Below are 13,517 nucleotides of genomic sequence, written 5' to 3'. Positions count from 1 at the left end.
AATTCAATGGTTATTCAAGGATAGGCCAGGCGCTAAAGCTCAGACTCATCAATTAGAACAATTCAGCGGCCGCAGGCCGGGTTTCGGGATGGCGACAACCTTCGCGTCTTCAGTCCCGGGTCATAACCTTCCCGTGGGGAATCCGGGAGAAAAAGATTCCGGAGGGAACCTGGGAGTTCATCAGCACTTAGGCGGCGTTTTTCAGACGCCTTAGTACTGTTATGTACTCCAAAGAGCGCAAGCGTTTCCCGAAGGAACTTTTTCTGCCCGGATTCCCCACCCGCGACAACCGACCTCCCGGGACTGAAGACTCACAACCTCCCCTCACCATCCCGCCCCCCGACCTAACGGCGGCGTTCTCATTCCTCAACAAAATCCCCTATTTTCCAGGAATACAGGTTGATCAATCCAGAAAAATGGTGTATAAATAATATCAGGACAATGGAGTCTGCCCCGAATTCAGGAAAATCAGTTTCCGGAACCGGTTCAGGCTCTTTTTACGTATCAGCAGAAACGTACATGCAGGCAGAAAAATATATTTTGACAGATACAAGGGAGGATACCGCAATGGAAAAGAAACCATTTGTCACACTGGAGCAGCTTCAGGAGATTATAAAGACATATCCCACTCCGTTCCATCTCTATGATGAGAAAGGGATCCGGGAGAATTCAGAGCGTTTAAACAAGGCATTTGCATGGAATAAGGGATTCAGGGAGTATTTCGCGGTGAAGGCGACTCCAAACCCGTTTATCATCGACATTCTTAAAAAAACCGGAAGCGGAGTGGACTGTTCCTCCCTGACCGAGCTTATGATGGCCCAGGCCATGAATTTTGAAGGGGAGAAAATCATGTTTTCTTCCAATGACACTCCTCCGGAAGAATTTAAACTGGCCAGTGAGCTGGGAGCCGTCATTAACCTGGATGATTTTACCCATATCGATTTTCTGGAGAAGACCATCGGATCGATTCCGGAGACGATCAGCTGCCGTTATAATCCGGGAGGACTGTTCAAGATCAGCAACGATATTATGGATAACCCGGGGGACTCCAAATACGGCATGACCACGGAACAGCTTTTTGAGGCGTTTAAGGTATTAAAGGCAAAAGGGGCAAAGCATTTTGGAATCCATGCATTTCTCGCCAGCAATACGGTGACCAATGAATACTATCCGATGCTTGCAAAAATTCTGTTTGAGGTAGCGGTAAAGCTGAAGGAGGAGACGGGAGCCGATATCCGTTTCATCAACCTGTCGGGAGGCGTGGGAATTCCTTATCGTCCCGGCCAGGAGGCGAATGACATTTTTGCCATCGGCGAGGGTGTGAGAAAGGTGTACGAGGAAGTTCTCGTCCCGGCCGGGTTGGGCGATGTGGCCCTTTATACAGAGCTGGGACGTTTCATGCTGGCGCCTTATGGCTGTCTTGTCACAACCGCCATTCATGAAAAACATACACATAAAGAATATATCGGAGTGGACGCCTGCGCCGTGAACCTGATGCGTCCGGCCATGTATGGCGCTTACCATCATATTACCGTGATGGGAAAAGAAGAGCAGCCGTGCGATCATAAATATGATGTGGTTGGCTCCCTCTGCGAAAATAACGACAAGTTTGCAATCGACAGGATGCTTCCTGAGATTCAGCCGGGAGATTTACTGGTTATCCACGACACGGGAGCACACGGATTTTCTATGGGATATAATTACAATGGAAAGCTGAGATCGGCAGAACTTCTTCTCAAAGAGGACGGTTCCGTACAGATGATCAGACGGGAAGAGACACCGGAAGATTATTTTGCAACCTTTGATTTCTGTGATATGTTCAAAAAGGGCTGAACCCGAAAATAAATTTATTTTCTGCTATAATGCAGAAAGAGGCATTTTTATTGCAGTCGAAAGTGCAATATTAAGAAAGTCTTCATAATTTATTCAAAGAGAATACAAACATTTTCCTGAGAAGGGTGCTATACTATAAACATAATAAATGCACGATACAAACGAATTAAATCCTTTAACCTTTTTGAAATCCGAATTCCTAATTGATTTAGCCCTGTGCCAAACGGCACAGGGCTTTTTCGTCGGGTGGAAATGAAAAAATTGCGAAGCGTGTTTTGCGTTGTTTTATCGGGTCAGGAGTTCAAACAACTGCCGGTAATCGATTGGTTTTGCCACATGATCGTTCATTCCGGCGGTCAGGGCCTTGGTGATATCTTCGGCAAAGGCGTTGGCCGTCAGTGCAATGATGAGAATTTCGGAGGCCTGCGGGTGTGAGCTGGCCCTGATTTTACGGGTGGCCGTATAGCCGTCCATGACGGGCATCTGAAGATCCATAAGGATTGCATCATAGGTACCCGGCTCTGAATCCAGAAAAAGCTGGAGCGCCTCCTCGCCGTTAAAGGCGCCGTCTACCGTGAAACCGGCGTCCGAAAGGATGGTCTGGGCAATCTCCATGTTTAACAGATTATCCTCGGCCAGCAGCAGACGCTTTCCGTCGGCTTTTTTTCTGATTTCCGGAAGTTCGGAATAGGAGGAAAGGGCGGGAGTGAATTCGGGGCCCGCCTGCTTTTCGGAGAGAGGTTCGGCAATTTTTAAGTTAAGCGTAACAATAAAACGGCTTCCCTTTCCCGGCATGCTTTCCACCTGAATATTGCCCTGCATGGCCGTAACAATCCCGAGGGCGATGGGCATTCCCAGCCCGGTCCCCTGGATATGGCAGGATTTGGCCTCCTCCGCCCTGGAAAATGGGACGAATATGTAATTTAAGAAGTCTCTGGACATGCCGATGCCGTTGTCCTCCACAGTGAAAACAAACGAGCCGTATCCCGGAAGGCGCGGTGAAACTTCCTGTGCAGTGACGGTAATCTTTCCCTCATCCGGTGTGTACTTAACCGAGTTTGTGAGCAGGTTAATCAGCACCTGTCGGATTCTGCCGGCATCTCCCAGCAGATTGTCGTGGCTCAATTCGGATGTATGGAAAATAATCTCCTGGTTTTTCGTGGAGGCCTGGGAGGAAAGGATGGAGTTCACATTCTCCATCAGTTCCCGCAGGGAAAAGGGTTCTTCCGACAGTTCCAGCTTCCCTTTTTCGATCTTGGACATATCCAGCACGTCGTTAATCAGTTCCAGCAGGTGATAGCTGGAAAGGGAAATTTTCTGAAGGCAGTCTCTTGTTTTTTCCGGATTTCCGGCCTGGGACATGGCGATGGACGTCATTCCCGTGATGGCATTTAACGGTGTCCTGATATCGTGGGACATCTGGGCGAGGAAATTGCTTTTGGCCTCGTTGGCCTGTTTGGCTGTCTCATAGGCGGCAATCAGAGCCCTGCGGTTCTGCTCTTCCAGTTCCTTTTCCTCATCTACGCTGTGGGAGGCCAGAACGGCTTTAATCGGCACGCCTGCGCGGCTTTCAGCCAGGATAACATGCATGCGCATCCAGCCGCAGGAGTCACCGTATTTTCTGCGGTATTCAAAGGAATAGATAGTTTCTCCGCCCGATATTCTCCGGCGTATCTCATCGAGCGACAGGTTTTGTGAAAAAAGTTCCCGGTCTTCCTCATGGACGAAATCACATAAAACGGTTTTAAGACTGTCAAACCTGGTATGGCCGTTAAGATGGGATGCTATATCATCCATGATATTGTAGTGCTGAAAGGTTTCCGCCGACAGATCGATATAAAACACGGACTGATAGAATGCGGAAAGTCCCTGGATGATATTCTGCAGTTCAAAATACAGCTTTTTCTGCTGTTCCTCCTCCAGTTCCTTGAGCTTCTGATCCTGTATCTGCATATTCGCAAAGATCACCTTGCTCACCCGTCCGTCCGTCATCTCCGCAATACTGAAACGGGAGCGGACCCAGAAGAGGCCTTCCGGGTAAATACGCCTGAAGTCCACATCGTAGACAGGCTGCTGCGGGGACAGAGTCGTCCGGAGAAATTCAGGGCTGCCGGCGCGGAGCATTTTTTCCTGATCCTCTTCACATACAAAGTTCCGGACAAATTTTTCATAATAGACGCTGAGGCTGCCCTTTGGAAAAGCGTTGCTTTCACGGATGAAATCTTCCTGCCAGATGGCCTCCTCAATGTTATTGTCAAGATCAAACAGATAGATGGAGTAGTAACACTGGCAGAGCGTGGAGAGCACATCCTCCCGCACCCGGGCCTCCTGTTTATCATCCTGCTCGTCAAAAGCGGCGATTACCCACGGATGCTGTTCGGAAAAATCCGATACCGGAAGAATCTTAATGCGCCTCCAGCCTCCGGCCACATTCCTGAAAAGCAGTTCAAACTGTTTTTCACCGTGGGAGAGCCTGCGGGCAATATAGTCGGGATTGGCCAGATCCGTAATCAGCGGACGGTATGAGACGGCGACGTCTTCCAGGGCGTACAGACGGAACAGCTTTCCGTAATTTGTAACATCCCGGGCCATTTCTTTCAGATGGTCGGAAATTTTGATTGTTTTGAAGGTCTGATCATTTAAATTGCACAGGAAAATGCCGGTATAACTCTCGCCGAGAGTCTGTACGATAATATCGTATTCCTTTTTCAACATAACCGTGTTGGTGATGTTCTGATGGTAACCGCGCAGGCAGACGCCGTCCGTATAGCTCCAGTCCCGCATACCGCCGCAGCGTATGAAAATCTCTCCCCATTCCGGATGCATCCAGGGATACTGCACCTCGGCCCGCTCATCGGAAATTATTTTCTCCACGGCTGCCTGGACATAGCCGTAATAACTGTCATCAATGTTATCATACCAGGCGCGGTAGCATTCCTCGGGAGACGGCGTCTCATGAAAGCCCAGAAGGTAAAGCATGGCGTTGTCGGCGTACATTCTCGGCTCTTTGCCCTCATCCAGTTCGATTGCCCAGAGTCCGGTCTGGGCCGCATGAAGAAGTTCCTGTATTTTCTGTATCTCTTTAAAATGCTCCAACATAGAGTCGCATCCTTTCTTTGGCAGGAGTGGCTTGTGACAAATAACAGAACATGTTTGTACTGATTTGTTATAAATTTTACCATATTAGTTCTATTTTATGGCATAAGTACCTTCTGTGCAAGAATAAAATCAGCCGCTGCATATATAAAATAGAGGCAGCGGCCGGGATAGACGTTTTTATTGATGGCTGAGTCGGAGAATTGTTATTTTTTAACCGTGAATTTATATCCGAGGCCCCAAACCGTTTTCAGATATCTGGGGTTTTTCGGATCCTCCTCTATCTTGTTCCGGAGATGGCTTATGTAGACCATGATGGTATTTTTATCTACGACGGAACTGTTCCATACCTGTTCGTAGAGCTGCTCTTTTGTAAAGACGCGGCCGGCATTGCAGAGGAACAGTTTCATCAGGACGTTTTCCCTGGAGGAGAGCGGAATACGGCGCTCTTCCTTAAAAAGTTCCATTGTCATGCTGTTATACCGGAATGGTCCGGCGGTGATAAAATCCGGGACAGAGCGGGAGGCTTTCTGATCCCTCCGGATCAGGGCTTTCATCTTCGCACCCAGCACGACCGGGTTAAACGGCTTACCGATATAATCGTCGGCGCCGATATCCAGGCCGTACAGCGTATCGAAGTCTTCCGTGCGTCCGCTCAGGACGATAATGGGAATCTCATTGCCGGCAGCCCTGAGGCGGCGGATTACCTCAAAACCCTCATCATTTCCATTCATCATAATATCCAGAAGGATCAGGTTTACTTTACTGTCCCGGCTCATGATGATTGCCTCATGGCCGTTTGAGGCGGTGACAGCGTCATAGCCGCAGTTTGAAGCCACTCTGGAAAGCAGTTTGCGTATCGCAGGTTCGTCATCTACAATCAATACGGTTCCGTCCGACATAAATTTCCACCTTTCCTTTTCATTCCTTATCCTTATTATAAGAAAAATAGCAGAAACGTCCCGTTAATTTTCCGCTAAGAGTGGCCAATCCGACTAAAATGTGAATGTTTTTTAAGACTTTTTCACGAGATATTAAGAAGCACGGAATAGAATGGCAGTAATGAAAACAAAAGAAGCAAATGAATAAAAGGAGGAGTATGTTATGTCTTTAGCTTTTCTGGGGTTAGCCATGATCGTTGTCTTTATGGCGTTAATCATGGCCAAAAAATTGAGTCCGTTCACATCTTTAATACTGGTGCCGATTGTCTTCGGCCTGCTGGCCGGGTATGGATGGGATACACTTAAGTATGCCATGGACGGAATCAAGAGCGTTGCATCTACATTCGCAATGATGACATTCGCTATTCTGTATTTTGGGGTCATGCTTACTGCCGGCATGTTTGATCCGATGGTTGACCGAGTTGTCGCCTGGTGTAAGGGAGACCCGCTTAAGGTTCTTGTCGGAACGGCCGTTCTCGCCGCTTTTGTGTCTCTTGACGGCGACGGAACGACAACGGTAATGATTTGCTGTACCGCGATGATTCCAATCTACAACAGGCTGAAAATCAAAAAGATTTATCTCGCCAACCTGATTATTCTCCAGAACTGTATCATGAACCTGATTCCGTGGGGAGGCCCGACCGCCCGCGTTATGTCGGTTATGAACCTGGATGCAGGCGAGATTCTCGCCCCGCTTGTGCCGGGAATGGCCCTGTCAGCAATCTATGTAATCGGAGTGTCATATTATCTGGGATTAAAAGAACGAAAAAGACTGGGCATTGCAAATATCACCAACTCGGTAAATACGGTGGAGATTTCCGGTGAAGAGCGCGAATGGAAACGCCCGAAACTGATCCTGTTTAACGTAATTTTGACGGCCGCCATTATTGCATCCCTGATTATGGGCCTTGCATCTTCGGCAATTCTCTTTGGCGTGGGCACCGCGATTGCGCTGGTGGTTAACTACCCTGTCCAGAAAACGCAGAGGAATGTCATCAGTTCTCTGGCGCCCGACATGATCAGCGTTGTTATGATGGTTCTGGGGGCAGGCGTCCTGATGGGAGTTTTAAACGGACCGGAAGATGCAGGCATGTCCAACGCCATTGCACAGCTCCTTGTATCGGTAATTCCGGAATCACTGGGACGTTATTTTGCAGTTATCATTGCCGTTGTCAGCGCACCCGGTACCTATCTTCTTAACAATGACGCATTTTATTACGGCGTATTACCGCCTCTGGCCGCTACGGCACAGGCATACGGCTTCACCGATCTCCAGATTGGCTTTGCAGCCCTGATGGGGCAGGCGTTCCATTTCCTGAGCCCGCTGGTGCCGTTTATATATCTGCTGATGGATATGACGGAAATCTCACTGGCCGAGTACCAGGGATATATTTTTAAATGGTGTATCGGAATCTTTGTGATTTTTATGGGGGCAGGACTTCTGCTTGGATATCTGCCGATTTTATAAACGGTTATATCTATTTTAATGTAAATGCCATATTGCAGCCTGGCGGCAGAACTGCAATATGGCATATTTTATTGGTTGGCAATGAAACGTCCGCGGGGCGTGTTTTCCATTGTCTGATTGCGGTGGTGAAAGGACTTTTGTGTCTGCTTTCTATATTTTAACGGGATAAAATGTGTGGCGTACATTTTACCCGATCAGTGCCTGGTAATAAAAATTTCGGAGAGTGTTTTACATGATTGATTACGGTGAGCTGTGCGCGAAGCGTGCAGGTTATAATCCATGATTACTGCACATCTGCATAACACAGATTTCCAAGTCTGATGACCGTAAGTGCAGTATCGGAGAAAGTAAAGCCGGCATTATCAACGATAACTTCCAGGTTGGCAATCGGATTGTGGACCGGGAATGCTACATCGAAAGATATGGTGGCAACTTCATTTGTGGAGGTGATGGTGCGCCGTGCTGAGGCACCGGGTATCGGATAACCGTTGAGATAGAGCCGTACCAGGGCGGAGGATGGAATTGGAGTGCAGGGGTCAACCGCAATGGTGCTGTGGAAGAAGGCCTGATAGATGCCGGATTCCGTGATTTCCACTACAGAGCTGCCTGGCTGATGGTAGATTCCGTTTCCCGAAACAATAGGCGTGTCGGTAAAGATAAGAGCACCCTGATCTGCCGGGGACTGGGTGCTGGTATCGACTGCAGCCAGCATACTTGGGCAACAGCAGCAGCATCCCGTTGCGCCGCGTGGGATAACAAAATTGAAGATGGCATCCTGCTTCGTGCCGGAGTTGGTGACCTGTGCGTCTGTACCGGGTTCGCCCGTGGTTACGGTTCCGATGGTGATGGTGGCAGCGGCGCCGGTAGCGCCCGTGACACCGGTAGCACCTCTGGCTCCCGTCGGTCCTGCCGCGCCGTTGGCACCGTTTGCGCCGGTAGCGCCCGTCGGTCCCGTAGGTCCTGCCGCGCCGTTGGCACCGTTTGCGCCCGTGGCACCGGTAGGTCCTGTTGGCCCGGTAGCACCGTTTGCGCCGGTAGGTCCTGTTGGTCCAGTAACGCCGGTAGCGCCGGTCGGTCCCGTAGCGCCCATAGCGCCGTTGGCACCCGTGGCACCGGTAGGTCCTGTTGGCCCTGCCGCACCGTTGGCACCTGTAGCACCCGTGGCACCTGTAGCACCGTTGGCACCATTTGCACCGGCAGCGCCCGTAGCACCTGTAGCGCCGGTAGCGCCTGTAGCGCCGTTGGCACCGGTAGTGCCCGTAGCACCGGCAGGTCCTGCGGGTCCCTGGGCACCGTTGGCACCTGTAGCGCCGGTTGCACCTGTAGCGCCGGTAGCGCCTGTGGCTCCGGTAGCACCTGTACGTCCTGCAGGTCCCTGAGCGCCGGTGGCGCCCGTAGCACCTGTAGCGCCATTGGCGCCGTTGGCACCGGCAGCACCAGTTGGTCCGGTCGGTCCCATAGCGCCGTTCATACCGGCAGCACCAGTAGGTCCAGCAAAATACGCCAAACCATTGAAACACAATGCACAATACAATAAAAAGACGGTTTAAACCGTCTTTTTATTTGATTCATTATTCTTCAAAAAATTTTTCGATTGATGTTTCTAAAACAATAGATATTTTATATAGAGTATATAATGACACCCCTCTTTTTCCATTTTCGCTCTCTATTCGTCTGATAAAATCGTTCGATAAATCAGTATAAAAGGCTAATTCTTCTTGTGTTAAATTTCTATATCTTCTATATTTTCTAATATTATTTACTATTATAGTCATTATATTTTGATTAAATATAAATTCTTTCTTTTTTATAATCATTAATGAATCACCCTTATACTCTTATATCATATAAAAACACAAAAAAATATGGTCAGGGAATCCCGTTTAATGATATAATAAATAAGAAAGTATGGAAGTAAGGAGTGATGGAGAATGACGTAATAAAAGAAGTAGTAGGTCACTTGCTTTTATATTCTAATAGAGCAATAATTTTAATTTTGGTTTATCATAGTTTTTGATTTCAAAAAATCCCATGCTTTCACCACTTTTCCATTATAAATCTGTACTAATTTTGTTTATGAATAAACAAATAAAAAAACCTATTGGCGTAAGTTCTTCCATTTGTTATCACTATTTTCGTGTTCAGCGATAAAGTTAATTTTAAATTCTTTATAAATCATTTCTAAGGTTTCACTATTATAATTACTTTTACCATTTTCATAAGCGATTATACTTCTTTTTGTTTTCCCAATACGTTTTCCAAATTCTGCTTGATTAAGTCCAGTGCTTTCTCTAATAATTTTTATCCAATCGGCCTTACCAAAATTGCTTAATTTAACTCTCATATAATAAATTTCCCATAATAGTACACCTCATATGTTATTATATTTTATTCTTAGTTAAAATACTTAAAAAGGTGAAAGAATATTCACCTCTAAAATTATAATACGCTTTAACTTACTAAATATACAATGAAAGGAGAAATTAAAAAGCATGTTTTTTGCTTATATTAAATTATCGTTCAAAAAGTTAATAGATTTTTTTAGATATGAAAAACTTTTGTGGTTATCTTGTATCTTAGTTTCTATTTTGTTTGTAAAATGTTTGAAACTGTCTTATATAGTTTGTGATTATTTGAAGATCGACTTTGCAATGTGCCTTAATTATTGTCCAATAGGTATTTCTTTAGCACTTATTTTTACTACATTTTTTGCTATTTCATTTTATTGTTTTTTAGAGTTTATAGCTAAAAAATTCATTCAATAATCTCCATCTTTTTTGATAATATCAGAAATATCACAGTTTAAAGCACAACAAATTCTTGATATAACGTCTAAATCAACCCGTTTAATTTCCGATTTACAATATCTTTGCAAAGCATTGTAAGCTATACCGGTCATGCGACATAGTGAATTTTTAGAAATATTATTTTTCTCCATCATGCTCATAATGTCCACATAGTATAATGGATAATCTTCCAGCTCTGTTATATCTTTCTTCTTAGACATCAGCAAACCCCACAAATAAATATTTTAGATACTTATTATATAGGCATTATCACTATTGACATACTTACCATATAATATCTATCATATATAGTAAGTATGTGTAACTATGTTGTTTATTAATCGAATGAAAGAAGGAAAAAGTATGGATAACGATTTTCTTGATATGATTCTAACAGAATACCTTGATACACTATTAAAGCAACTGAATACTACATCTAGTGAAGAGGAGCAAGAACGAATGGCAGAGGCTGAACGGTTAATAAATTCTCTACCACCAAAAGATAGAGATTTAATTGAAGATTATTGCAATAGTTCAATAGAATTACTAAGGCGTGAAGAACATTTTTTATATAAAAGTGGATTTATGGACGGGGTAAGAGTTATGAAAAAGATAATGAAATTGTAATGAAAAATCAGGAGTTTTTCAGAGCTCCTTTTTTTGTGGTCTATTTGTTTTTTTGAGTGCATATTTATAGTGTAACCAAAGTGTAACTTATGAATAAAATATTATGGTTAGATTACAGCTTTGTTACACCGATTAAAACCTTATTTTATCAGCAAAGAAACAATAATTTTAAATTACTAGATAATGACATAATATAATATTTATATTATATTATGTCAGCGATTTTGTAGAGGTGGGTTTGAATGAAATATGATTTAGTAGATGGATTTAGGGAGTATCTTAAAAAATCCTTGCAACCGTCCACGGCTCGCACATACGCCAATCGAATGGAATTACTCTTAGCCGATCAAAGTTTATTAAGCAATCAAATTGATATTGAAAATATAATAAATAATTTATCAACGATTAAATATGAAAATTATTTTTCACAATCTAAGAATGCCTTGTTCTATTTTTTAAAGTACAAAAACATCTCATTACCGAACGAAAAGTTAGAGGAAATTGAAAAATTAAAATACAATACAAGTAAAAAATATAGAAAACAAAAGCTAATTGATTTTCCGAAAATTAATAAAAAAATAAAATATTTACGCAATAACAAAATGAAACTTTCATTTGAAACAATGTTAAATACTGGTTTAAGAGTTTCAGAACTATCACAAATTAAAAAGAAGGATTGCACAATAAACAATGATTCAATCATTTTTTTATTTGAAGGAAAAGGGGGTGATATGGAAAATATAACGTTATATAAAAAAGATAATAAGAAATTATTTAATGTATTGAAATCACATATAGAGAAAAAAGCAGTAAATGATAAGCTGTTTTATTCAGCACCTTACTTGCAAAAACAGGCAGAAAAATTAGATTTTTCCTGTCATGATTTACGCAGAATTTTTGCAAAACAAGAATATCAAAAAACAAAATCTAAGATTGAAGTCATGAAAAAGTTGCGACACGAAAATATTGAAACTATAGAAATTTACCTTAATAGTAAAGTGAAATTTTAAAAGAAGGGGGTGAAGTTATTAATCTATTAGATTTATTGATAAAGGAATATATTTCTATTGTTGAAAAGCTAGAAGAAAACTATCCTATTACGAATGACAGAATAATTATTGAAAGAGAATATTTTAAAATCTTGTTAGAAAAATATAAATTTATGAAGTTTCGAGATAAAACCAATGTCTATAAGACATTAAATTTAATCATACATGATAAAAACAATTATACGATGCCTTGCAAAGATACAAATTTAAATAAAACAATAAGAAAAGTAGTCATTAATTATAATTCATATACGCTTATAAAGCATTTATATAACTATGAAGTAGAGTAAGGGGTAAATATGAGTAAAAATGAAAATAATGATATGGTTTATAATTTAAGTATTCTTTTTGGAACTGGGCTAGGGCTAGCTTTTCGCGCCTTTTTCAGTTTAATGTTTGCAGGTATTATAACAGCCTCACAACAGAATGTGGTTTATTTTACATCATATGGAATACTGTTTTTTCTTTTAATCATTCCTAGTTGCCGTCAAATTTCAATTACTATGATCGTGATAATCGCGCTTTATGCTGGTATTAAAGTTAAATGGAAGGAATTTCCCTATAAGAAACGTATAAAAGCCTTTAACTCAATTTTTTCTATTATAGGTCTTCAAACAAGCGATAATTGTTTACCCACCTTTTTGTATGAAGAAGAACTAAGCGAATATTGTTTAGTGCTTGCGTTTCAATCACTTATACCATTAAGTGTTTGGAAGGCAAAACAAGAACAACTAGAAGTATATCTTAATCAAAAAATTGTTGATATAAAGCAAGATCCAGAAAATAATAGAAATGTGTTTATTATGCTACAGTCACAACAATTACCAGAGTATATGGAATGGGATGACAGCTTTAATAATATAAACGACGATACTTTATTATTAGGTATTGGAAATTATGGAAAAGTTGGGCTGAATTTAACTAAATATGCACATGCATTTATTGCTGGGGAAACTGGAAGTGGGAAATCAAATTTAATGAAGTGCTTGATTGAACAATCATTAAAAAAAGATTATGATGTCGAACTGATTGACTTTAAAAGGGGCGTTTCATTCATGAATTTTAGTGATATGGTAACAATTCACTATGAATATTCAACGGCACAGGTGCTACTAGAACGAATGGTAAGAGAAACAGAACGACGACTTGATTTATTTAGAAAAGCTAAGGTTGATAATATTCGCGAATATAATAATGTATGTTCAAGACCTTTAGCAAGAAAAGTTATTTTCATAGATGAACTAGCCGAATTGTTAAAGGTTAGAGATCGGGATATATCACATAGTCTTTATGACAGTTTAGAAACGCTTACAAGGCTTTCACGCGCTGTTGGCATACATCTTATTATGGGAATACAAAGACCTGATAGCACCGTTGTAAACGGTCAAATAAAAAGTAATGTGGCTTTTCGTATTTGTGGCAGGTTTGTTGACAAAGAACCTAGTAGGATAATGTTAGGGACTGATGTAGCAAGTTCATTAGACGATGTAAAGGGGCGTTTTATCGTAAAGGCTAGTACAATGCAAGAAATACAAAGTTTTTATTATGCTGATAATCATACCTATGCGAGAGTACATGAAACACAACAGGTTGAAGTTATAGAAGAAAATATCAAAAATGATATGCTAGAAAGAGAGCTAAAAGAACCGCATAATAGAAAAATAACATTTGATTTTAACGATATTTAAAATTAATAAAAGCCAGAAAGTTGAACCTT

At 42.4% G+C, this 13,517-nt stretch carries 11 protein-coding genes; 5 read left to right on the top strand and 6 right to left on the bottom strand.

Annotation, left to right across the window (positions count from 1 at the left end; translation table 11 throughout):
* The first annotated feature begins 567 nt into the window (after positions 1-567).
* On the top strand, positions 568-1,833 hold the full coding sequence (locus V3C10_16630) for a diaminopimelate decarboxylase (GenBank protein ID WVP60928.1): 1,266 nt from the start codon (positions 568-570) through the stop codon (positions 1,831-1,833).
* A gap of 285 nt (positions 1,834-2,118) precedes the next feature.
* On the opposite strand, the gene V3C10_16625 is transcribed toward V3C10_16630, so the two are convergent.
* Together V3C10_16625 and V3C10_16620 are read right to left on the bottom strand one after the other, a co-directional pair.
* Positions 2,119-4,932 carry an ATP-binding protein gene (locus V3C10_16625; protein ID WVP60927.1) on the bottom strand — a complete coding sequence of 938 codons (2,814 nt, stop codon included), beginning with the start codon at positions 4,930-4,932 and terminating at the stop codon, positions 2,119-2,121.
* A 203-nt stretch (positions 4,933-5,135) separates the two neighbouring features.
* The gene (locus V3C10_16620) at positions 5,136-5,831 is read right to left on the bottom strand and encodes a response regulator transcription factor (GenBank protein ID WVP60926.1); all 696 of its coding nucleotides are present in this window, start codon (positions 5,829-5,831) and stop codon (positions 5,136-5,138) included.
* A 202-nt stretch (positions 5,832-6,033) separates the two neighbouring features.
* On the opposite strand from V3C10_16620, the gene V3C10_16615 reads away from it, so the two are divergent.
* Complete coding sequence (locus V3C10_16615; protein WVP60925.1) at positions 6,034-7,338, top strand: citrate:proton symporter; 1,305 nt, start codon at positions 6,034-6,036, stop codon at positions 7,336-7,338.
* Positions 7,339-7,621: 283 nt separating this feature from the next.
* On the opposite strand, the gene V3C10_16610 is transcribed toward V3C10_16615, so the two are convergent.
* From V3C10_16610 to V3C10_16595, 4 genes are all read right to left on the bottom strand, one after another.
* Positions 7,622-8,809 carry a collagen-like protein gene (locus V3C10_16610; protein WVP60924.1) on the bottom strand — a complete coding sequence of 396 codons (1,188 nt, stop codon included), beginning with the start codon at positions 8,807-8,809 and terminating at the stop codon, positions 7,622-7,624.
* Between the two features lie 100 nt (positions 8,810-8,909).
* A complete protein-coding gene (locus tag V3C10_16605) occupies positions 8,910-9,155 on the bottom strand; it encodes a helix-turn-helix transcriptional regulator (GenBank protein WVP60923.1) in 246 nt (81 codons plus the stop codon).
* A 281-nt stretch (positions 9,156-9,436) separates the two neighbouring features.
* Positions 9,437-9,682 carry a helix-turn-helix transcriptional regulator gene (locus V3C10_16600; GenBank protein WVP60922.1) on the bottom strand — a complete coding sequence of 82 codons (246 nt, stop codon included), beginning with the start codon at positions 9,680-9,682 and terminating at the stop codon, positions 9,437-9,439.
* A 414-nt stretch (positions 9,683-10,096) separates the two neighbouring features.
* A complete protein-coding gene (locus V3C10_16595) occupies positions 10,097-10,345 on the bottom strand; it encodes a helix-turn-helix transcriptional regulator (protein ID WVP60921.1) in 249 nt (82 codons plus the stop codon).
* A 142-nt stretch (positions 10,346-10,487) separates the two neighbouring features.
* Between V3C10_16595 and V3C10_16590 the strand changes: the two genes are divergently transcribed.
* From V3C10_16590 to V3C10_16580, 3 genes are all read left to right on the top strand, one after another.
* Positions 10,488-10,751 (top strand): hypothetical protein, encoded by a 264-nt coding sequence (locus V3C10_16590; GenBank protein ID WVP60920.1) that lies wholly within the window; start codon positions 10,488-10,490, stop codon positions 10,749-10,751.
* A gap of 242 nt (positions 10,752-10,993) precedes the next feature.
* Complete coding sequence (locus tag V3C10_16585) at positions 10,994-11,761, top strand: site-specific integrase (GenBank protein ID WVP60919.1); 768 nt, start codon at positions 10,994-10,996, stop codon at positions 11,759-11,761.
* Between the two features lie 338 nt (positions 11,762-12,099).
* A complete protein-coding gene (locus V3C10_16580) occupies positions 12,100-13,488 on the top strand; it encodes an FtsK/SpoIIIE domain-containing protein (GenBank protein WVP60918.1) in 1,389 nt (462 codons plus the stop codon).
* Positions 13,489-13,517: the final 29 nt, after the last annotated feature.

Source organism: [Clostridium] symbiosum, from assembly GCA_036419695.1.
Taxonomy (GTDB): Bacteria; Bacillota; Clostridia; order Lachnospirales; family Lachnospiraceae; genus Otoolea; species Otoolea symbiosa_A.
The sequence above is the reverse complement of the archived record's forward strand: the minus strand, read 5'-3'. Positions and strand labels throughout refer to the sequence as shown.